Raw genomic sequence first — 21,366 nt, forward strand, 5'->3', positions numbered from 1 at the left:
GCCTTCAGCCCTGGTGGAAGTAGTCGGCGTCGATCTCGCCGGCCAGTCGGGTACGCAGTTCCGCGGAGAAGCGGAGCACGGCGCCCAGCGGCCGGTGGTGGATGGCGGCTCGGTTGGTCTGGCCGTCCGCATTCTTGGTCAGGATGGTGACGCCCTCGATCGGCAGACCGCCGAACGCGGTGGCCTCCCACGCCAGGTATGTTCGCGGACCGTCGACGGTCTCCTCAGTGAAGCGGAGCGACTCGTAGATCACGCTCGCCGTGCCCATCACCTTTTTCACCTGGTCGCGGCCTTCCACCGGACGGGTCAAAACGCTCGCCTCCAGGACCACGTCCTCGGTGAACGCCTCACCGAACGCGTCGGCGGACTTCTGCGCGAAGGCGTTCGTCCACCCCTGTGGACGCGGGGTGTTCGCGGCGGGGACGCCCTCGGAACCGAGGGCCTCGGCGAGGAGACGGTCGAGGCGGGTGGCGACGTCGGCCGCCTGCTCGATGTGGGCCCAGTGGCCGGCCTCGGCCACCGATACCGCTGTCACGTCGGTGAATCGGGGCGCGATCGCGTTGTTGACCATGTCCTCGGTGACGAACCCGTCGCCCTCGCCGCGGACGATGAGCACCGGGCCTTGGTAGGCACTCGGCCGTTCGCCGAGGGGGTGTCCGGTGTTCCAGCAGTCGGCGAGGGCGCGGATGACTTCCGGACGCAGACGCCGGCCGGTCGCCACCAGCCGGTCGAGCTCGGCCTCCGGGAACGCCACGGACAGCTGATTGCGTACGCCCCGCTGCCCGTCCGCGTCGCCGCCCAGCGAGCGGAACTGCTCGATCATCTCGTCGGGCAGATGTACGCCCGCGAGGGAGACCGGGGTCACCAGCATGAGTCCGCGGACCCGGTCGGGCCGCTGGACCGCGACCAGTTCGGCCACGGCTGCACCCATGCTCTGGCCAACGATCACGAAAGGCTTGCCGAGGGCGTCGACCACCGCGCCCACCTCGTCGGCGAACTGGTCGTAGTCGTAGGGGCCGTCCGCCGTGTCGCGGTCGCCGCAGCCGGCCAGGTCGAGTGTGACGCACTCGATGCCGGGTGTGGTGAGTTGGGGGATCAGGCGGTCCCAGGCGTACTGGTCATCGAGGAAACCGTGGACGAACACCACGGCCAGGTCTCCGTCGCCACTGCGCCGATACCGTACGTCGGTGTCAGCGACGCGTTCCGTCTTCATGTAGGTCCTTACTGTCCGGGAACGGACGTCGCCCCGGAAGGGGACCAGTCCTGGCTTTGGATGGGGGGAGTCGAGGGGGGTATTCGGTTGGACATGCGTTCAAGCGCTGCATCCGGTGGCCAAGATGTCTCCCGTGACCTGCGGATTCGCGAGGCGACGCGTTCGATGAGCAGGACGCGGCGCTGTCCTCGGATCACGGGAGAGGGCGTGGTACGCCGCCTACACCCGGGCCACGCCGTCGCGCCGGGCCGCCTCGGCAACAGCCTCGGCGACCGCGGGGGCGACACGAGGGTCGAAGGGGGACGGGATGACGTGGTCGGGACGCAGCTCGTCGACGATCAGGGAGGCCAGGGCGTCCGCGGCGGCGATCTTCATGCCCGGCGTGATGCGTGAGGCGCGGACGCGCAGGGCGCCGGCGAAGATGCCGGGGAAGGCGAGGACGTTGTTGATCTGGTTCGGGTAGTCACTGCGGCCGGTCGCCACGACGGACGCGTACTTGTGGGCGACGTCGGGATGGATCTCGGGCGTGGGGTTTGCCATGGCGAAGACGAACGCTCCCTCCGCCATGGTGGCGACCGCGGTCTCGGGGACCGTGCCGCCGGAGACACCGATGAAGACATCGGCGCCGGCCAGGGCCTCCTCCAGAGTGCCAGTCCGTCCCGTCCGGTTCGTGTTCGCGGCGATGTCCCGCTTGATGTCGGTCAGGCCGGTACGGCCAGAGTGCAGGACGCCGACCGTGTCGGTGACCACGACATCGCCGATGCCTGCCTCCACGAGGATCTTGGCGATCGCGACGCCCGCCGCTCCCGCGCCCGATATGGCCGCGCGCAGGTCGTCGAGATTCCGCCCGGTGAGACGGGCGGCGTTGCGCAGGGCCGCGAGGGTGACGACAGCCGTGCCGTGCTGGTCGTCGTGGAAGACCGGGATGTCGAGGCGCTCCTGGAGCTTGCGCTCGATCTCGAAGCACCGGGGCGCGGAGATGTCCTCCAGGTTGATGCCGCCGAAGGATGGTGCGAGGCGGGCGACGGTGTCGACGATCTCGTCCACGTCCGTGGTGGCGAGCGCGATGGGCACGGCGTCCACGTCGCCGAACTGCTTGAACAGAACCGCTTTGCCCTCCATGACCGGCAGCGACGCCTGCGGGCCGATGTCGCCCAGGCCGAGCACCGCGGTGCCGTCCGTCACCACCGCGACGGTGTGCGAGACCCAGGTGTAGTCGTGTACGAGATCGGGCTGCTCGGCGATGGCTGTGCACACCTCGGCGACACCGGGCGTGTATGCAAGTGAGAGGTCGTCAGGGCCACGTAGCGGCACCGTCGGGGTGATCGCCATCTTTCCCCCGCGGTGGAGCGCGAACACGGGCTCGTCGAGTCCTCCGGACGTGCGGGTCTGCGCCGACATGACGCTTTCTGATTCCACAACTGATTCCTTTGCTGGCGTGCCGCGCCCGTTCGCTCGGCACGATGCGGGAGGTCGGCCGACGTTGCCGTGTGCCGTGATCCCGTGCGGAGCGCCGCCGGGCAAGAGTGGCTTCGGGCGAAAGTGCCGTCGTCCGCCGGGCCGGGGATGGTCGCCACGGGCGCTGTCAGGTCGGCGCTGGCTTTCGGTGGGTTGGTGGTTTCCTGAGGTGGCCCTCGACGCACGGGTCGCGCCGGCATCCCCGGTCCGGGGTGCGTCCGGCGGATCGTGGCGGGTTCCCGGCGTATGGCGAGGCGCTTCGCGGCGATGCCGGAACGCCCTGGCAGCACCGGTGACCGGAACACTCCGGCGGCGACGGCCGTACACCCGCGTCAGGCACCGCTCCCCGACCTGCACCGGTGCCCGGCCCGCCCTGGTCCTCGGCCTGACCTGGTCTTCGTCGGACAGGCCAGGGACGGCGGGCGAGGACGCGGGGTTCACCAGCGCGGAACCTCTTCGGCCAGTTGCAGTTCGCCCCTTCCGAACGAGAAGCTCTCGTTCGGGACCGGGATCAGGGCGATGAAGATGTCGTCGGGCGAGACACCGAGGGCCTCGACGACCAGCCTGTTGATGGCCGCGGTCACCGCCCGCTTGTCCTCCAGGGGCCGGTGGGCCCCGAGGAGAACCGTGATGATCATGGCCTCGGCGCTGCGCTGCATTCCCATGAACGTCGGGTCGAGGAACAGTTCGTCCTCGCCGTGTTCGCTGATCATGATGAAGCGGTCGCCCTCGGGGATGCCGAGCCCCTGCACCAGCGACTGGTTGAGCGCGTCGGCGAGCGCGCGCTTCTGCTGCGACGAGAAGCGGTTGGCGGGGATGTGGGCGTTGAAGACCGGCATGGGGGCTCCTTCGGGGAGTGCGGTGTCGGGGGGTCCGACCGTTCGGAGGCCTGATCCGGGCCCCCGGGGACGGCGCTGCCGCTCTGGCCACCCGCGGCACACGGCGCGAGCCTGCGGGTGCGGCCGGATCGGCGTTGGTGCCGGTGCCGTCAGGCCTTGGTGGCTCCGGAGGGGGACCACTCGGCGCTGTCCACCGGCGACCACCCGTCCGGGCGCTCGTCGAGGCGGTGGCTGCGCTTGCCCAGACGCGCGCTCAGCACGTCCTCCGGCAGGGGCGTGACGAACGCGTTGTCGGCCAGGGTGTACTCGGCGGCGAGGCGGCCGATCGCCGGGATCGCCCCGGTGTCGATCCGTCCGTTCTGGGCGTAGACGTCGTCCCGGATGTGGAACCGCACGACCTTGCCCCAGATGACGTGGTCGTTGACGTCGCCGACCTTGATGATCCGGTCCAGCGTGCATTCCATGGCGATCGGGGAGTCCTTCACGCGCGGCACCTTCACCACTTCGCAGGCCTCTTTCTCCAGGCCGACCTCGTCGAACTCGTCCTGGGAGCTGTCGAACTCGACCGCACTGCGATGCATCTCGTGGGCCTGCGGAAGCGTGACCAGGTTGGTGACGAACTCACCCGTGTCCTGAATGTTGATGAGTGTGTCCTTCAAGGTCCCGTCCGCCCGCGGCTGCACGGTCAGGGACACGATCGGGGGTATTCGGCTCACCACGGTGAAGAACGAGATCGGCGCCAGATTGGCGACACCGGCTGATGACAGGGTGCTCACCCAGCCGATCGCGCGCGGCGTGACAGCCCCGATGAGGAGTTTGTACGCGGACCTCGCGTCGAGTTCGTCGCTGTTGATGATCACGTTGATGGCCTCTCGGGCGTGCACGGCGGGATTCCGCCGGTGGAGGTACGGGGGGGTGCGGGGCTTGGGGAGGGCAGCGGGGCCACGGTCAGCCCGGCGCGGCGGATGCTGCTTACTGCCCCGGAACGGCTCGGCGCTGGTCAGCCGTCCGCCGTCTCGGTGTCGCCCAGGAAGTGCTCCGCGATCAGGGTCACGGTGCGGGCTGGGGTTTCCATGGGGGAAGGTGGGCCGCGTCGTTGATGACGAGGCTGCGTACATCGGTGTACTGGCGAGCGACTGGATGTAGTTACCGGTGGCGACCGGAATGGAACAGCGCTCCCAGTGGATTCCCGGTGCCGGCCGAGACTCAGTCGGCAGCGGAGGGGAAGAACTCGAGGCCCTCGAGCACGTCGCGCCCCTTGGCGGTGTCGGCGTACAGGCGCGCCTCCGTGATCAGTCCGTCGGTCACGGCGAACAGCAGCAGGTGCTCGTTCTCCATGGTGCGGCCGTTCTTCGCCTTTGCGCGGGCCCGGACGGGGACCACTACGTGCGACCCGGCGTCGAGCACCGTGTACAGGTCGTAGTCGAAGTACTCGTAGTAGTGGTCGAAGAGGTCCTTGTAGAAGGCCACGAAGCCGTCCCGGCCGTGGAACGTCCCGCCGTAGGGCAGGGAGGTGGGGAAGTGGAAGACCACGTCCGGCGACATCAGAGCCACCAGGTCGGACGAGTCGTTCTTTTCGAATCCGGTGTAGGCGCGGTGGCAGGCATCAACGATCGCCTGGTTGCTCGACATGTTTCCTCCATGCTCATGGCTGAGTGCGGTGCTGGGTGAACACGTTTCCACCCGCTCCGGCTCCCGTCCGGTGATGTGCGGAGGGACCGGAGGCCAAGGGATCGGGCCGATCGGCTCGTGAGGCCGCACGGCGGTTCGGGGAGCCTGACCGGGCTGGGGCAGCTACCGGGTGGGCTTCGGGGGCCGCGGCGCAGTGGTGTCTGTCAGCGGTCCGCCGTGACCTAAGTTTCCATTCGGAACTCAGGAAGTCAAGGGCTGGGTTCTGGATGGAAACCCTGGGGTTATCCTGACGCTATGGAGTGGCGTGAACTTGATCTGGGAAATTGCAGCGTCGCCGCGACCTTGGGTCTGGTCGGCGAGCGGTGGACCCTTCTCGTCCTGCGCGAGGTCTTCGCCGGGCTGCACCGCTTCGACGAGATTGCCGACCACCTCGGGATCTCACGTCGCGTCCTGACCGAACGCCTGGGACAGCTCGTCGACGCCGGCCTGCTGGAGCGCCGTAGTTACAGGGAGGCCGGACAGCGCGCCCGCCAGGAGTACCACCTCACGTCACCCGCCCACGACCTGCAGTGGGTTCTGGCCGCCCTCCTGCAGTACGGGGACACCCACCTCGGCGGCCCGGAGGGCGCACCGGCACTGCTGGACCACGTCGGCTGCGGCGGCGAGGTGCACGTCGAACTGCGCTGCTCCTGCGGGCAGAAGGTCACCGGCTCCGAGGTGAAGCCGATCACCGGCCCCGGCGCCGTCAGTACGTCCCCCTGACGACAGCCCGCCCCCCGTCCGCCTTCCCGCATCCCAGCCGTGCCGCGTTGGGCGACCGGCGTCTTCAGCGTTCCCGCCGGGGTCCGGGCCTGGTGGGCCTATCGCTCAGCCACGTGCGTTCGGTCGCGTCACGCTCGGTACGGGCTGCCGTCGACGCGGATCCGGGAGGCAAGGGGGCGCAGCGCCGCGACGGTGCGTCTGCTGTACGACGTCGTCCGCGCCGATCCCTTGACCCGTGCCGGTGTCGCAGATCCGGACCGACTGGACAACTGGAAACGGCAGACAAGAGCTTGAGCTTCTGTCTCGAAAGTGCCGAGTCGAGCCCGTGGTCCCGCCAGGTCGCCAGAGCGATCGATGACGCCACGACGCGGAGGCGCAGGTGACCATCAAGGGCGGCGGCAGCCCCGATGCCACGCCCTCTACGAGCCGCCGATCGGCGGTATTCCTCCGCATGCGATGACGTGAGGGAGTGCCGTCACGTCGAACAGCTCATGGGCATGGCATATATCACGATGCGATGCCTCTTTTGGTTCGCATGCAGATTCACCGGGCGTCTCTTCGGAGGAACCCGATCCTTGGAAGCGGTAACTCTCCTCAGTGCATACGATTTCGATCGAGGACACGTGAGATCGTCTCCGCCGCCCAGGTGCTCACCGGAAGAGGTAAAGTGCTTGTGCACATGTCGTTCATCGTCTCGCAGGGAAGGCGGTTTCGAAGATGCTTTGGCCTGCGACCGACCGATACGGCCTGGAACCCGCCCCGGGCGGCCTGGCATTTGTCCAGGACCTGCTCAACACGATCTCCGCAGGCAAGCCGCGCGAGCCCGACCTCCTGGAGGATGTCGAGGACGCGCAGACATGGCTCGCCCAAGCGCTCGCGAACTGGAGCGGCGAAGCCCGCCGACCCGCACCCGTGGTCGAGATCACGGCCGAGGAGCTACAGGGACTGCGCGACTTCCGACACGACCTGCGCCGGCACCTGCAGGCAGTGGGAACGGACGCCTCGCCGCAGTCGCACCCGGTAGGCTCGCTGACGGCCGCGCCGACCGCCCTCCGACTCGACGCTGACGGCCGTATCCGCGCCGAGGCGCGGGGCACGGGATGGCGCCAGGTGACGTCCCTCGCCATGATCGAGGCCTACGAGGCCCAGTGCACCGACTCCCTGCGCCGTCTCAAGAGTTGCCGGAACACCCGCTGCGCGGTCGTCTTCTTCGACCGCTCCCGGAACAACAGCGGCGTCTGGCACGACGTCCGCATCTGCGGCAACGCGGTCAACCTGCGTAACCACCGCGCCCGCAAGCGGGCGACCGCCGAGACGACCTGACCGGCCGTACCCCGCAAGCCGGCTCGTCCTCACCCCTCGTCTGCCGCGGACAACACCCGCAGGTGACGCACGGCCGGCCGCCGCTTCCGGCGGCTCCGCCGCGTCACAGGTCGCCCCTAGCGCGGCGTTCATGAGTACCACCGCCCTGATCCGCCCGGGGCCGGGGTTGGGGTGTGGTCGCGAACGGACGGCCGTACTGCATGGCCGTAGCGTGTGCCTGCTCCGGAGCCGGGCCCACAGCGACGGTCCCGCACAGGTGGCGGCACCGCTCGACGGGGCCGGCTTTCGGGACGGAACCCGGCATCCGGGCTCATGACCGGGAGCACGCGCCCGCCGGAGGCGTCGCGGCGGCCCCCGGGAATCCACCGCCGCGGAGTGACCCTCATCCGCGCCGACGCACGGACCGCAGGAGGCGTCCGCCCGTGTCCGAGGACGCCGGACGGCCGACGGCGGCCGGTCGTCGCATCCGGAGTCCGTCTGCGCGCCCCGTTCGCCCGAGGGAGACTCCTCCATCACTCGGATGCAACATAAGTAAACATGCTACGCTTATTTCATAAGGGTCATGCGAAAGCGGCCTGTCGCCCACGTTCGGGCGAGTACAACCGGGGTCGGCGGGACGCCTTCGAGAAGCCTGCCGTGCCGGTTCACCACGGTGCCGGGCGTACCGCACCCATCGGATCAGATCCCATCCGCTGCCCACCCCGGCATGTGCCCGGCTCGCGACCTGGCCCCGGAGCAGACAGCCGCGAGAAGCCACATTCCGCCCCTGAAGGAGGCACCACAATGACCGCATCCGCATCCAGGCCCCTGGCGTACGAGGTTCTCGTCCAGGAGGGGACCCCCCGGGCCGGCGGCGAGCGGCTGCCCAACGGTGAAGGGCTCGTCTCCTCGCCCCTGACGTCGACGCTGATCTTCGGGGACGAAGACGCCGTGCTGGTCGACCCGCCTCTCACCATCGAGCAGACCCAGCGAGTTGGCGACTGGATCGACCGCTCCGGCAAGCGTCTGGCCTATATCTACGCTACCCACGGGCACGGCGACCACTGGTTCGGCACCGCCGATCTCGTGAAGCGCTTCCCCGGCGTGACCGTCTACGCGACCCCCGGGACCATCGAAGTCATGCACGAGCAGGCCACCGAGGGACGCGAGCAGCTGTGGGACAAGCGCTTCCCCGGCCTGATCCCCGACACCCCGGTCCTGGCCCAGCCCGTCCCCGCCGAGGGCTTCCTGCTGGAGGGCAACCTCGTCGAGGCCGTCGAGGTCGGTCACACCGACACCGACAAGACCACGGTCCTGCACGTGCCGTCTATCGGCCTCGTGGTGGCCGGCGACGTCGTCTACAACGGCGTCCACCAGTACATCCTCGAAGGCGGCGACGGCGGCCTGCAGGAATGGCTCCAGGCCCTCGACCGCGTCGCCGCGCTCCAGCCGCGCTCCGTCGTGGCCGGCCACAAGAACAAGGACCTGCCCGACGACCCGGCCATCATCGGGGAGACCCGCCAGTACCTCCTCGACGCCGTCCGCCTGCTCGGCCAGAACCCCACCGCCCGCGAGTACTTCGACCAGATGACGACCCTCTACCCGGACCGGCTCAACCCGGGCCCGGTCTGGTACGGAGCGGTCGGCCTGCTCGGAGCCTGACGGAACGGGGGGGACCAGAACGACACGGGTCGCACGGCGCCTCCCAAGACGGGACGGTGCTGCCGCCGTACACGTATGGAACGCCACGGAGCGGATCGATCGCACCGACCGGTCCGCTCTGCGACGTTCGCCTCCGGCAAGCCAAGCCGAGGGCCGCGGGCCCACCGGAACGGACCTGACCTGGCCTGGGCGATCAGGCGAGGCTTCTCCGGATCGCGAAGGGCAGGACCGGTCCCTGATCATCGCGAGCAGCCGGGCACCAGCGACTGGACCGCCCTATTCAGTTGGCCTACTTCGGCACTCAGCGGTGCCCCTGGCCCTTGTTGTCCGCGGTTACTGACTTCGGCTCATTAGGGTGATCTTTCTCGAAGTCCCGGCCGAGCCTGGAGTGTTGTCTGTATCCCGTGATGTAGGAGGGATGCGGATGGGGGTGGGCTGACGCCTGCGGGACGCCGGCGCCGAGACCATGGGCGCGCTCGGAGAGCTTGGCAATCAAACGCGCATACACCCGCAGCCAAACGAGGTGGAGCCGCCATCCCGTTCGCGGACGACTCCCGCCACGCCTTCTACGACCCGCACGCTGCACGCCTGTTCTGGGGCCAGCTGCTCCAGGCGAGCCGGGTGTTCGGGGAGTTCCGGTCCCATTTCGTCGGCAAGGACAGCCCTGTGCATCTCTTCTGGGGGTCGATGGACCTGGCCTGCACCCGCTTCTCCGGGCGTCCCGCGCCACCGCATCCGCCCGGCGGTGTCCCCAACGTGCCGGACTGGGTGAGTAGCTGTATCTCAACCGATCGTGGAACGTGCGGGTCGAACAGGTTTCCCGGGGTGATCTTCCCCTTGTACGCGCATGAAGACAGGGCCTCTCAGTAGCTCGGGGATGCGAATCTAACCGAGCAGTGCCGGGAGGCCCTGGTGTCTTGTTGTACGCGTCCGATCCCGTTCAGTTCAACTCGGCCGCCCCATCGTGTGATTGTCTCGCGCATGTGTACGGCAATGCTGCCGATCGTCCCGACCGGAAACGCCTGTATCCGTCGGACATGACGGACGCGGAATGGGCGGCCATCCGGCCCTTGCTGCCCACGCCGTCCTGGCTGGAGGGCCGGGGCGGGCAGCCCGAGGGCTACTGTCACCGTCAGTCGGCATACCCCCCATCCCTACGCGCTCGCAAGACATCCGGATCGTCCACAAGGTCAACCATGCGCGACTACAAAACCCGGTCTGCACCACTCCGAGGCGATGCTCATCCTCGCCAGATGAGGAACTCGTGCGTTATCGCGATCAGGGCACGTGCCGCACGACTGGGCGTGCGCTCGGACGGAACGGCCAGGGAAAACGGCCAGTCCAGGTCGGCGTCGTCGATTAAGTCCGTTTCTGGCAGCAGCCTCGTTCGTGCAGTTCACGGACCCTGAATGCCTGGTCGGGGTGCTGGTTGAAGGCGTACACGATGGCCTGGTAGGCAGTGGTCGACTCGGGCGGATCAGCCTCGCCTCCGCCCCCGCTCGGCGCGAGTTCGGCGGGCCGTGGCCCCGGACGTGCGCTGGCCCTCATACGGTTTCAGGTTCCGGGAAGCCGGGCCTCCTGGGCCTTCAGATGCGCTCGGTGACCGGGCTCGGCTCGGGAACCGCGGCTTTCTCGACGACTGTTCGGCGTTCGACCAATCGACGCGCCAGACGGTACACATGGCGCCCAGGAGCAGACGGAAGGTGAGTCGAAGCATGAGTGACGGCGCTCCAGCGGCCCTGATCTGCCCAATCCCGGCGAACCGATGACCACCGAGGCCATCCTGACACGGTGGCCTACTGGCGCATGGAAACGCGAACTCATCGACGGAGTCATCTACTTCTACGGCGAGTTCGACCAGCGGGACATCGAAATCGCCCAGCGGACCTACCCAGGACGCCGTGTACTGGTCAACCGTGCCAAAGACCTGGAAGTTCATCCCGGCGGCGCGGGCCCGGCACGGTCCGTGCTGGACAGCTCGTGAACGCCCCGGGGGGACGCTGCCCGCCCGTAGGGAGAAACCGGCGGGTTCGCGGAATCTGGTGGCGTCGGTGACAGGAAACTCGCTGGTGGGTTGCGGATTCTGGGGTGGGGGCACGCGGGTTCGTGCGCGACGGGTCGGGCAGGATGAGGGCTGCAATCGGTCGGGGAGGGCACTGGGGTGGGTTACGTATTGCAGGCGGTGATCGCAGGAGACGAGCTGTTGCGTGCCGCAGCACGGGGCATTCCTAGTGCCCGCGTGGTGCTTCTCCGGCAGGACCTGTCGCTGATGCCGATGACGGATGAAGTCCTCGACGAGATCACGGACGGCACCGCCGAGAGCGCTCTGGGATTCTGGAAGCTGCCAGGGGGCTTCGAGAGGTTACTCGCCCAGTGGTCCACTACAGGGCCCGTCGCCTATGTCGAGGCCGACTACTTCGGTGGCGTCGGAGAGCAACGGGCCGCCGTCTGGGCTGATGGAGCGCTGGCAGTGGGGCCATTGGATGCCCCGGCGAAGAAGTGGTTCTCCCGAGCAGTCAGCCCGATCTCGCAGGCTCTTCGGCAACTCGGCGTGAGGCGGAGTCTCGGCGAGGATGAGTTCGAAGCTGTGGGACTGGACCGACATCGGAACAACGACGACTGGATCTCTTCCAGCGCCTCTTGAGCCCGCGCTGGACGGCGGCGACTTCCGGAATCCCGCATCGCCTCGCAAGTCGCTGGCCGAACTCGCAGGTTCTGCCAGTTACTCGGAGAAGTCGCCATGCACGAGTGGCAGGCAGAATGAGGGCTCTCACCTGCTCACTTGCACATTCTCGCGCACTGCATCCCTCACGGAACCTGCGTGAATTCCAAGTTGGTCACGCCGTCTTCGAACAGCTGCCGACGGCCCACGCCGCCTCAGTTGAGCCGGCGGCACGGAGTCTTGAGCCCGCACGCCTGCGACGGGCGGCCCTCCATTCTGCATTGAGCACGAAGGCGTACTCGACATCGGACAGCTCGCTCGGTTCGTCCATGAGCCGCCAACCTGGCCACTTTTGCCCTCTTTATGAAGTATAGGGGTTGGCGTAAAGGTGACTTGACGCCTGGTGGACAGGGCAAACTGCTGACCTCGGCACTTGACGGCACCACGCTGTCCTCCCATGAGAGACATGAACAACAGGTGGCGCCGCGGGATCCGCCCTCCCCGGCCTCGGCATACGGTGTCCGCCGCCGCCCTCGTGGCGCTCGTGGCCGGTCTGACCGCCGCCCCCGGCGCCGCTCAGGACCTCGGCCCGCACACCGGGCGAACGGAAGCCGCAGCGCAGACCGGAGCGGCCCGGTCGCCGATCATCTCCCGGCATCAGCTCACCCTGATCACCGGCGACCGCGTCACGCTGGAGACGGACACCTCGGGCAAGCAGAGTGTGTCGGTCGAGCCCGCCGAGGGCCGCGAACGAGTCGCGTTCATCAAGCGCCAGGCCGGTCGCGACTGGACGGTCATACCCGCCGACACGCTCCCGCTGCTCGCGACGGGTCGCCTCGACAAGGCGCTGTTCAACGTCTCCGCCCTGGTCCGGGGCAAGTACGCGCAGCGGTCGAGCCTGCCGCTGATCGTCGAGTATGCCGGGGACGCGGGCACCGCCCGGCGACAGCTGACCGCCGCCGGCGCCGACACCGTCCGCCCCATCGGCGGGACCCCCTTCGCGACCCTCGGCGAACACCGCGCGGACGCCGCCGGGTTCTGGAAGGGCATCGCCCCCGGCCGGGCGGACGCCACCTCCTTCGGAGCGGGTGTGCGCCGGGTCTGGCTGGACGGCCACTCAAGGATCCAGCTCGACAGGACGGTGCCGCGCATCGGGGCCCCGCACGCCTGGGAGAAGGGCTACACCGGCACCGGCGTCAAGGTCGCCGTGCTCGACACCGGTTACGACCCCAACCACCCGGACCTCAAGGGCCTTGTCACCGAGTCCGCGAATTTCACCACCGAGCCGAACACCGACGACCTGAACGGTCACGGCACCCATGTGACTTCCACGGTCGCCGGTTCCGGCGCCGCCTCCGACGGCCGCTACAAGGGTGTGGCACCCGGTGTGCAGATCCTGTCCGGCAAGGTGTGCACCGCGGACGGCAACTGCGACAACTCCGACATCGTCGAGGGCCTGGCCTGGGCCGCCCAGCACGGCGCCAAGGTGATCAACCTCAGCCTGGGCGACACGGACACACCGCAGACCGACGCCCTCGAGGCCATGGTCGACACCGTGACCCATGACTACGGCACGCTTGTCGTGGCCGCGGCCGGCAACAGCGGTCCCGACAAGGTCTCCTCGCCCGCCTCCGACGACCGGGCGCTGGCCGTCGGCGCGGCCGAGGACGACGACGACCTCGCCGTCTTCAGCTCGGTCGGCCCGCGGGTGGGCGACTTTGGCCTCAAGCCGGACATCATCGCCCCCGGCGTCAACGTCGTCGCCGCGAGGGCGGGCGGCACCACCGCCGACGACGGCTATGTCGCGATGAGCGGCACGTCCATGGCCACGCCCCATGTGACCGGAGCCGCCGCCATCCTGTTCCAGCAGCACCCGGACTGGACTGCGGAGCAGGTCAAGCGCCAGCTGATGCAGTCGGCGACCGGCGCCAAGGAGCACGGCGCCTACTTCCAGGGCGCCGGACGCGTCGACGTCGCCCGGGCGGTCGACCAGGACGTCACCGCCGACACCACCGCACTGGACTTCGGGCTGATCCGCTGGACGGACGGCAAGCGTCCCCCGGTGACCAAGACCATCACCTACCGCAACCCGGGCGCCGCGCCGGTCACCCTTCAGCTGAAGGACAACCCGAGCAGCGGGAAGAAGGACGTGCCCGCTCCCGGCGGGCTGTTCCGGCTCAGCGCCGACACGGTCACCGTGCCCGCACACGGAACCGCGGCCGTCACCCTCACCGCGACCCCGGAAGCCACCACGACGTACGCCGCCTACAGCGGTGTGGTGACCGCGAGCACTGCGGACAACCAGGTGTCGGTGCGCGTCCCGTTCGGCGCGGACGTCGAGCAGCCGTCCTACGACCTGCGCATCGGCATGAAGAGCCGCACGGGCGCCGCCCCCGACAACGCCTACCTGCTGGTCAACTCGGCCGACGGCAAGGCGTACGAGGTCGAGGCGCTCGGCAAGAGCAGCACGGTGGTGCGACTGCCGAAGGACACCTACTCGGTGAGCGGCTTCTACTTCGACGCCTCCTTCACCGAGGGCACCATCGTCGGTGTGCCGAAGGTCGTGATGAGCGCCGACCGGCAGGTGACCATCGACGCCCGGAAGGCGAAGCCCGTCACGGTGTCGGCACCGAGCCGCTCCGCGCGCATCATGTCGGCCGAGATCGGCACGATCAGCATGGCCGACCAGCTGCTCTCGGTCGCCATGTACAACGCGATCGGCACGGACCACATCGACGGGGTGTACGCGGTGCCGACTGCCCAGTACAAGGACTCGAAGTTCACGTACCTCGTCACCAGCGTCTGGGGCGACCCGGCCGGCGCAGACGGGAACCCCGCCTCGGTCTACTACCTCACGCGACCGGTGCACGGCGCCATCCCGGCGGATCCCGCCTACAACCCCCGCACGTCGGAGCTGGCCAGGGTGAACACCACGTTCGCCGCCACCACGCCGGGAACCACGGCCACGCGCATCGTGTGGACGTACGTCGGCAACGTCCGCTTCAGCGGCCGGGCGATGGAGGGAATTGCGGTCCCGGCCCGGCGCGTCGACTACTTCTCGGCGGCCGACGGCCTGCGCTGGCAGACGGCCTTCGACCAGAACAGCTTCCTCGACCCGGACGCGCACGGGCAGAGCTACCTGAGCGACCTGCACGGCTACCAGGCCGGCTCCCAGGTCGAGGAGCGCTGGAACGGCGGGATCCAGGCCGTGGGCCTCTCGTCCCAGATGGCCGCCTTCCGAGAGGGCGACACGATGTACCGGCCCTTCCAGTCGGCCGCGAACGGCAACCTCGACCTGGTGGCCGACACCACGTCCGGCCTGCCCGAGGTGAAGCTGTGGCGCAACGGCGAGCTGGTCTCCCAGGACTGGAGCATGAGCGACGTCCCGGCCGACGCCAGCCCCGCCGACTACCGTCTGACGGTCGAGCACAACCGTGACATGGCCCCCAGCTCCGTCTCCACGAGTGTGCGGGCGGAATGGCGGTTCCGGTCGCAGAGCACGGCGACCCGGCAGGCGCTGCCGCTGTACGCGGTCCGTATGTCGCCGAAGCTGGACGAGTGGAACCGGGCCGAGGCCGGCCGCAAGCTCGACATCCCGGTCCTGATCCAGAGGACGGCCGGCGCCGGGGCGTCGCCCATCCGCGTCTTCACCACCGAGGTCTCCTTCGACGAGGGGAAGACCTGGCAGTCGGTGCGGGTCAAGGGCTCCGGTATGGAGCGCACCGTGACCGTGGAGCACCCGCGCCGCGCCGCGGGCGGCTCGGTCAGCCTGCGTGTCCACGTCGAGGACGCGGCGGGCAACTCCTTCAAGGAGACCGTCATCAAGGGCTACCTGCTCAAGTAGCCGCCTTCGCGGAGCAGCCACGTCCTCGAGTAGCTGCTTGCGCGAGTAGCGCAGCCCGGCCGCAGCGGCCGGACGAACGGGGACAGGGCCCGCCGGACACGTCCGGTGGGCCCTGTTCGTGTGCGTTGCGGCGTCCGCCGTACTCTCAGAGCCAGTCGCGGCGGGCCGCGTGCCAGCCCAGCTGCATACGGGTCGCGACGCCCGCCAGGCTCATCAGGCCCTGGATGCGCCGCTGGACGGTGCGCTTGCTGACCCGCAGCTGTCCGGCTATCGCCTCGTCCGTCATGCCTGCGACCATCAGGGAGAGCAGGTGCCGGTCCTCCCCGACCGGCGAGGCGGCATCCGTGGTGCCGGCGCCACCGATCTGGCCCTCCTCGGTCACCCGGAGCGGGGCACCGATCTCCCAGTGGTGTTCGAACAGGGCGATGAGCGCGTCCAGCAGGCTGCTCTCCCGCACCACCGCGGCCCGCAGTTCCCGGGGGTTGCGGGACGTGCCCGAGGCGGCCAGCGGCAGGATGGCCACCGAGCGGTCGGCGATCGCCATCCGCAGCGGCAGCAGAGGCACCGCCCGGGCGACCTCTCCGGCGCACACGCCCTTGACGACGTAGTCCACCGAGTCGGGGTCGTCGAAGTACGCCTGCTCGTACAGGGCCCTGTAGAGCACGCCCCGGTCCAGCGCGTCGAACTCCTCCTGATTGCTCTCCGGGGACATGGCCACGTACTGGGCCTTCACGAACCACATCATCTCGCGGCCGGCGCCGTGCTGGAGCTGGCGCAGATGCTGGCGCAGTGCCGCCGCGCCTGTGATGATCTCGACGGCCTCGTCCGTGCTCCGGGCCCATGCGCTGCGGCGGTGTGTCTCCGCCAGTTCGTAGACGGCGGCCCGGGTCTGTTCCAGGGCGTCGAAGTGGCGTTGGAGCCGGGGCATAAGGGCCACCTGCGGCGGCACGGCCGTGAACCATTCGGGACTGTCCTCGGCCGCCGACGCCAGGCCCTTGTGCTCCAGCGCACGCAGCAGCAGCCGCGCGGTCACGACGTCGAGGTCCGAGCGGCTGGAGATGTCCTGAGAGGACGCCGTCCCGGTGGCGACCAGAAGGCGGTACACCTCGCTCTCGTCGGCCGTCAGGCCCACCGTCTCCAGCATGTCGCCACCTTTCTCAGCATCCGGGCCGCCTCGGCCCGGGTTCGCGTGGGGGCAAACGCGGTCGGCCTGGCGGATGATTCCACCAGCCCCCGCGACCAGGCACCACGACGGTTGTCACCGGCGATCTGGCTCACCGTGACGGGGCGGTGCCGTCAGCACAACCGGTGGACCCGGGGCGGGGCCGCTCGAGTGTCACAGACTGTGGGCCACGGGGTGGCGAGGTTCGTACAGCGGCAGTTCGGCGCCACTGGGCGAACGCACCGCCGTCAGCCTGCCCCAGCGCTGCTCGCCGACCGGGCGGGTGATCTCGACGCCCCGCGCACGCAGTTCCCCGACCTGAGCGTCGAGATCGTCGCACATCAGACAGAACTCGTGCCGGGGGCGCCCTCAGTGGGGTGTACGGCGATCTTCCACGGGGACGATGTCCACCGTGATGACCTCGTACCCGGCTGGGACCAGTAGGGCTTTGTGACGACCCCGTAGACCGAACGGTCCCCACCTCAGCGAAACGAAGGTCCGGCATGATCAACGGCGCCCACGTCATCCTCTACAACCGCGGGGGCCGACCGCGACTTCATCCGCGACATCCTCGCCTCCCCCGGTGTCGACGCGGGCGGCCGCTCGCCGCAGGTCTCGCACACCGTGTGGGTGACGAGTTCGTGGGCGCAGGTCCGCCGACCGGGCCACGTCGCGGAGCCATTCGTCCAGGTGGGCCCGTTCTTTGCTCATTCCGCGGGGCCACAGGCGGTCCACGAGCACTCGCTTGCCGTTCCGCAGCGAGGTGTCCTCATAGATCCTGTGACAACTGGGAACGCCGCGTGGGCGGGGCCGCCGGCTGCGGTCCCACCCACGCGGTGCTGTCCCGGTGACCTCCCGGGGTGTGACGTCAGCGCAGGCCGAAGGCCCGGGTGATCGTCTGCGAGACGGTGTTGCCCGCGCTGTCCCGGGCGCCGACCCGGAGGGTGACGAAGTCGGCGGACCGCGGCGCGCGCAGGTGCGTCCGCCATCCGTCGTCGCACCGGCTCAGGTCGGTCCGCTGCCAGGTCGCACCGTCGTCGTACGACACCTCGACGGCCGGCTTCCCGATGGTGGCGGTGGTGCCCGGCAGGTGCGAGGCGGTCACCGTCAGGCCGGCGTGCCGGTCGGCACGGCCGGACGTGTCGGTGTCCACGCCGTAGTCGAGCTGGATGAGCGGCAGGGACACCGCCGCATCGCTGCCGGTGACCGCGGAGGTGAAGTCCCACTCGGTCAGCGTGTGCGTCGAGTACGGGTTGACCCAGGTGCCGCGGTCGTTGTCGAGGACCAGCCGGTAAGGCAGGCGCTCGGCGCCGAGGCCGGGAACCTGCAGGTACTCGGCGTTGCCCCAGTCGAGCTGCTGGTCGCCCTGGTAGAGCGACATCCAGTCCTTGACGTCGAAGTTCGCGCCGGCCTCGCCGACGTGGCCGGACCCCGAGTCACCCCAGCCGGGCGCGGTGATGTACATCGTGTCGAGGTAGCGCACCGGCTGGTAGTTGATCGGGCTCATGCGGGGCCGCTGGATCGGGCCGAACCAGCTGACCTTGCCGGTCTTGCGCGCCGGGTAGTTCAGCGGGTCGATCGAGTGCTGCCCGGTCTCGCCCCGGATGAAGGCGTCGTCAAGCCACGTGGTGCCGGCGGTGACCCAGTCGGTGCGCTCGCCCTGGGCGGGCGCGGTGAGCTGGTTGCCGACGGCCCAGCCGCGCCAGACGTCCGGACGGAACTCCATCGCCTTGCCCTGCCGGTAGTTCCGGAACGAGACGTTCACCCGGCCGAGGTCCTTGGACTCCTCACGCCAGGTCGGGTCCGCCGGAACGGCGCCCGTCCAGTGGTGCACGACGTCGTAGACGTAGTCGGTCGTGGGGTGCGAGGTGACCTTCAGCGAGACCGCGCCGTGCCGGAGTTGGCCGAGCAGGTCGGCGCCCTGGTCGGCGTTGAGCGTCGCCACCGTCACCGGGGCCGGGCTCTGCGGGCTCCAGGGGTTCTCGTCCCAGGGCTGCAGGCGGCCGACGCCGTCGGTGACGACCAGCAGCAGCCGGGCGCCGGCGGCCGCGGCGGCCTCCGCCTGGGCCTTGATCGCTTCCGTGCCGGCGCCGCGCACCACGACGGCCTTGCCGCGCACGTTCTGCCGCGCGAGCTCCTCGGCCGTGCCGTCACCGGCGAAGACCGCCGTCAGGTTCCGGCTACCGGCGGGCAGCGGCGTGGCCGCGCGCTTGACCAGCGGGTCGTTGAAGGTCGTCGACTTCGTGCTCACGGTCAGCGCGGGCTGCTCGAGGCGGAAGCGGGCGCCGGTCTCGAACTCGCCATCGGTGACCTTCTTGCCGGTCGGGAGCGCCCAGATGCTGTCGTACGACGGGTCCGGCAGCATCGACGTCTCCACCAGGCTGTCGGTGAAGGACCGGTGGGCGTCCAGGCGCGGCGCGACGGCGGTGGTCTGCTGCGGCACGCGCGCCAGGATCCGGCGTGCCTTGCGGCCGTCCAGGGTGACGGTGCAGTCCTGGTCCAGCTTCACGTCGTTGAAGGCGAGCAGCACCATGCCGCGCGAGTGCGGGCCTTCGGCGCCCTGCACGTCACCGGTGAGCCAGCCGCTGTAGCTGCCGACGGGCAGCCGCGCCGTGCCGGTGCCGGACGCGTCGAGGTCCATCACCGTGAAGAGGTGCTCGGCGGTCAGGACGACCCGGCCCTCCAGCGGCTTGCCCGAACGGTCCTTGGCGACCACGGTCAGATTCTGCCGCTGGCCCTCGCGGGCCGCGCCGATCAGGGTCCGGGCGCGGACCGCTCCGCTGCCGTCCGTACCGGTGATCATGGCGCTGACCGATTGGTCGCCGCCCAGCTTGTCCAGATCCGCCGTCAGGGTGACCGTGGCGGTGCCGTGGGCGGGCACGGTGACGTGGTCGGCGGAGAGGCTGAACAACCCTGCCGGGACGGTGCCGTTGACCGCCAGGTGGAGGTTGGCCGGTGCGTCGCCGACGTTGGTGTACGTCACCGTCTGGACGTCGGTCTGCCCCGGCTTCGGCGGCCACGTGTGGAAGCCGGAGTAGGCGCTTGTGGTGGCGAAGACCGTGGTGTGCACGGCCGCCAGCGCGTCGAGCCGGCCGGCGCCCGCCTGGTACGGGGTGTACGCCGGGGTTGCGTTGGCGCTGCTGACCAGCGCCTCCTTGAGCTGGGTGCCTGTCCAGTCGGGGTGCTCTGAGGCAAGGAGCGCGGCGGCACCGGCGACGTGCGGCGTCGCCATCGACGTGCCGCTCATCGTGGTGTAGTAGCCGGAGCCGCGCTTGTAGTGCGAGCGCGCCGCGACGATGTCGACGCCGGGCGCGGTGATCTCCGGCTTCAGCCCCCCGTCGCCGTCACGCGGGCCCTGGCTGGAGAAGTCGGCGAGCGTGTCGGTGGAGTCGACGGCGCCGACGGTCAGCGCGGAGTCTGCGGCACCGGGACTGCTGATGGAGTGCGGGCCGCCGTTGCCCGCCGCGATCACGAACAACGCGCCCGTGTCGTGGCTGAGTTCGTCGACGGCCTGGCTCATCGGGTCGGTCTTGTCACCGCTGCCGCCCAGGCTCATGCTGATGATCCTGGCCTTCTGGTCGCGGGCGGCCCACTCCATGCCCGCGATGATCCAGGATTCCTGGCCGCTGCCCTCGGAGTTGAGCACCTTGCCGACGGCAAGCCGGGCGCCGGAGGCGACACCCCGCTCCTTGCCGTCGGAGGCACTGCCCGTGCCGACGATGGTCGAGGCGACGTGCGTGCCGTGGCCGTTGTAGTCGGCGATGTCGTCCTCGCCGGGGACGAAGCTGGCGCTGTCGGACACCTGCCCGACCAGGTCCGGGTGTTCGGTGTCCGCGCCGCTGTCGAGCATCGCGACCTTCACGCCCTGGCCGGTGTCGCCCTGCGCCCATACCTTCTGCGCGCCGATCTGTGCGGTGGAGTCGGCCAGGTCGGCCTTCACCTTGCCGTCGAGCCACACGTTGGCGACGCCGCCCGCGAAGGACGGCTTCGCGGACCGGGCCGCCGCGCCGGAACCCCCGGTGAGCGAGGACCAGAACTCCGGTGCCTGCTGGTGGTTCTGCGCGAGGGCCGCGCCCTGGATGCTGTCCAGGCGGCGGACGTCGGTCGAGCCGGCCATCTTCGTCCGAGTGCGGGCCTTGGCGGCGGCTTTGGTGTAGCGCACGATCAGCGGCAGCCGGGAGCTGTGGGCGTCGTCGTAGCCCTCGGTGATCAGCCGCGTCACGTTGAAGAGCTGCTTGTCGAGTTTGCCGGCGCTCACGTACGGCAGGGCGGCGTCGGGGTAGACATAGGTGGCGCCGTCCACGACAGCGCGGTGGAAGCCGGTGGTGGCTCCGCTCGCGGCCTGGAAGGAGCGCACAACGGTGCCGTCGGCGGCGGTCCCGATAGTGAACTTGTCACCCGTGATCAGAGTGACGGTGTGCGTGCCGGCATCGCCGGCGGTTTGGTGTCCGGTGTCGTTGTGCGACACCTCACCGGCGGAGTACGCGGACACAGCGGCAGTCGCCGGTATGACGCCGAGTGTCAGCGCGGCCGCCACGGCGAGGGCGATCGGCCCGGGCCGGGGGATGGGAACCTTGGACAAGGAAGACTCCTGAGACGCGGCGAAGAGCGAAAGATCACTGGATCCTCCGGCCTCCCCCCGGCGTCGTTCAAGGGGTCACACATGTCGCTCTTGTGCCATGGCACAGTTACGCCGCGAGCAGACGGGGTCGTCGGCCACCGCGCGTCCGGGGGGGGGGGACGGCGGCGGACGCGGCCGGAATCGAGCAACGTGCCCTCGTCGCACCGGGGTTCGGCACACAACTGGCGCTGGGGCAGGGCCCGGCCGAT

Annotated in this window: 14 protein-coding genes and 3 pseudogenes; 8 read left to right on the forward strand and 9 right to left on the reverse strand. The window is 69.5% G+C overall.

The genetic code is table 11. The features are described from left to right. Nucleotides 1-4 precede the first annotated feature (4 nt). The 5 genes from OHA58_RS03255 to OHA58_RS03275 all read right to left on the reverse strand — a co-directional run bounded on the left by OHA58_RS03255 (nt 5) and on the right by OHA58_RS03275 (nt 5,142). Entirely contained in the window at nt 5-1,213 is a 1,209-nt protein-coding gene (locus OHA58_RS03255) for an alpha/beta fold hydrolase (protein ID WP_405476178.1), read from the reverse strand. A 219-nt stretch (nt 1,214-1,432) separates the two neighbouring features. Next, a complete protein-coding gene (locus OHA58_RS03260) occupies nt 1,433-2,614 on the reverse strand; it encodes an NADP-dependent malic enzyme (RefSeq protein ID WP_405484737.1) in 1,182 nt (393 codons plus the stop codon). A gap of 494 nt (nt 2,615-3,108) precedes the next feature. Continuing rightward, complete coding sequence (locus OHA58_RS03265; RefSeq protein WP_266557262.1) at nt 3,109-3,510, reverse strand: tautomerase family protein; 402 nt, start codon at nt 3,508-3,510, stop codon at nt 3,109-3,111. Nucleotides 3,511-3,659: 149 nt separating this feature from the next. After that, a complete protein-coding gene (locus OHA58_RS03270; RefSeq protein ID WP_405476182.1) occupies nt 3,660-4,394 on the reverse strand; it encodes a flavin reductase family protein in 735 nt (244 codons plus the stop codon). Nucleotides 4,395-4,716: 322 nt separating this feature from the next. Continuing rightward, nucleotides 4,717-5,142, reverse strand: coding sequence for a nuclear transport factor 2 family protein (locus tag OHA58_RS03275; protein WP_266557266.1), 426 nt, complete (start codon nt 5,140-5,142; stop codon nt 4,717-4,719). Nucleotides 5,143-5,436: 294 nt separating this feature from the next. Between OHA58_RS03275 and OHA58_RS03280 the strand changes: the two genes are divergently transcribed. The 8 genes and pseudogenes from OHA58_RS03280 (at nt 5,437) to OHA58_RS03315 (ending at nt 15,374) form a co-directional block, all read left to right on the forward strand. Further along, nucleotides 5,437-5,904, forward strand: coding sequence for a helix-turn-helix domain-containing protein (locus OHA58_RS03280; RefSeq protein ID WP_266557268.1), 468 nt, complete (start codon nt 5,437-5,439; stop codon nt 5,902-5,904). A 717-nt stretch (nt 5,905-6,621) separates the two neighbouring features. Then, nucleotides 6,622-7,227, forward strand: a complete 606-nt coding sequence (locus tag OHA58_RS03285) for a CGNR zinc finger domain-containing protein (RefSeq protein WP_405476186.1) — start codon at nt 6,622-6,624, stop codon at nt 7,225-7,227. 783 nt (nt 7,228-8,010) lie between these two features. Next, entirely contained in the window at nt 8,011-8,868 is an 858-nt protein-coding gene (locus tag OHA58_RS03290; RefSeq protein ID WP_266557272.1) for an MBL fold metallo-hydrolase, read from the forward strand. Nucleotides 8,869-9,328: 460 nt separating this feature from the next. Next, nucleotides 9,329-9,675 (forward strand): annotated as a pseudogene (locus tag OHA58_RS03295) (DUF5996 family protein); the annotation flags it as partial. A gap of 176 nt (nt 9,676-9,851) precedes the next feature. Further along, nucleotides 9,852-10,004 (forward strand): annotated as a pseudogene (locus OHA58_RS03300) (transposase); the annotation flags it as partial. Between the two features lie 629 nt (nt 10,005-10,633). After that, complete coding sequence (locus OHA58_RS03305) at nt 10,634-10,852, forward strand: hypothetical protein (protein WP_266932532.1); 219 nt, start codon at nt 10,634-10,636, stop codon at nt 10,850-10,852. A gap of 177 nt (nt 10,853-11,029) precedes the next feature. Further along, nucleotides 11,030-11,512 (forward strand): hypothetical protein, encoded by a 483-nt coding sequence (locus tag OHA58_RS03310; RefSeq protein WP_266557276.1) that lies wholly within the window; start codon nt 11,030-11,032, stop codon nt 11,510-11,512. 484 nt (nt 11,513-11,996) lie between these two features. Continuing rightward, nucleotides 11,997-15,374, forward strand: coding sequence for a S8 family peptidase (locus OHA58_RS03315; RefSeq protein ID WP_405476191.1), 3,378 nt, complete (start codon nt 11,997-11,999; stop codon nt 15,372-15,374). 145 nt (nt 15,375-15,519) lie between these two features. Here OHA58_RS03315 and OHA58_RS03320 read toward each other — a convergent pair whose 3' ends face one another. The 4 genes and pseudogenes from OHA58_RS03320 to OHA58_RS03335 all read right to left on the reverse strand — a co-directional run bounded on the left by OHA58_RS03320 (nt 15,520) and on the right by OHA58_RS03335 (nt 21,118). Next, nucleotides 15,520-16,518 carry a helix-turn-helix domain-containing protein gene (locus tag OHA58_RS03320; RefSeq protein ID WP_405476193.1) on the reverse strand — a complete coding sequence of 333 codons (999 nt, stop codon included), beginning with the start codon at nt 16,516-16,518 and terminating at the stop codon, nt 15,520-15,522. 192 nt (nt 16,519-16,710) lie between these two features. Next, nucleotides 16,711-16,878 (reverse strand): VOC family protein, encoded by a 168-nt coding sequence (locus OHA58_RS03325; protein WP_405476194.1) that lies wholly within the window; start codon nt 16,876-16,878, stop codon nt 16,711-16,713. 261 nt (nt 16,879-17,139) lie between these two features. Continuing rightward, a pseudogene (locus OHA58_RS03330) lies at nt 17,140-17,313 on the reverse strand (DUF488 family protein); the annotation flags it as partial. 91 nt (nt 17,314-17,404) lie between these two features. After that, nucleotides 17,405-21,118: a S8 family serine peptidase gene (locus OHA58_RS03335; protein ID WP_405476197.1), complete on the reverse strand. Its 3,714-nt coding sequence runs from the start codon at nt 21,116-21,118 to the stop codon at nt 17,405-17,407. Nucleotides 21,119-21,366 lie beyond the last annotated feature (248 nt).

The organism is Streptomyces sp. NBC_00009 (assembly GCF_045040855.1).
Classification (GTDB): Bacteria; Actinomycetota; Actinomycetes; order Streptomycetales; family Streptomycetaceae; genus Streptomyces; species Streptomyces aureus.

Coding starts and splice junctions, on each gene's coding strand:
- OHA58_RS03320 (WP_405476193.1), bottom strand. CDS start 16,518: ATGCTGGAGACGGTGGGCCTGACGGCCGACGAGAGCGAGGTGTACCGC.
- OHA58_RS03285 (WP_405476186.1), top strand. CDS start 6,622: ATGCTTTGGCCTGCGACCGACCGATACGGCCTGGAACCCGCCCCGGGC.
- OHA58_RS03305 (WP_266932532.1), top strand. CDS start 10,634: ATGACCACCGAGGCCATCCTGACACGGTGGCCTACTGGCGCATGGAAA.
- OHA58_RS03325 (WP_405476194.1), bottom strand. CDS start 16,878: ATGTGCGACGATCTCGACGCTCAGGTCGGGGAACTGCGTGCGCGGGGC.
- OHA58_RS03255 (WP_405476178.1), bottom strand. CDS start 1,213: ATGAAGACGGAACGCGTCGCTGACACCGACGTACGGTATCGGCGCAGT.
- OHA58_RS03260 (WP_405484737.1), bottom strand. CDS start 2,614: ATGTCGGCGCAGACCCGCACGTCCGGAGGACTCGACGAGCCCGTGTTC.
- OHA58_RS03315 (WP_405476191.1), top strand. CDS start 11,997: ATGAACAACAGGTGGCGCCGCGGGATCCGCCCTCCCCGGCCTCGGCAT.
- OHA58_RS03280 (WP_266557268.1), top strand. CDS start 5,437: ATGGAGTGGCGTGAACTTGATCTGGGAAATTGCAGCGTCGCCGCGACC.
- OHA58_RS03275 (WP_266557266.1), bottom strand. CDS start 5,142: ATGTCGAGCAACCAGGCGATCGTTGATGCCTGCCACCGCGCCTACACC.
- OHA58_RS03265 (WP_266557262.1), bottom strand. CDS start 3,510: ATGCCGGTCTTCAACGCCCACATCCCCGCCAACCGCTTCTCGTCGCAG.
- OHA58_RS03290 (WP_266557272.1), top strand. CDS start 8,011: ATGACCGCATCCGCATCCAGGCCCCTGGCGTACGAGGTTCTCGTCCAG.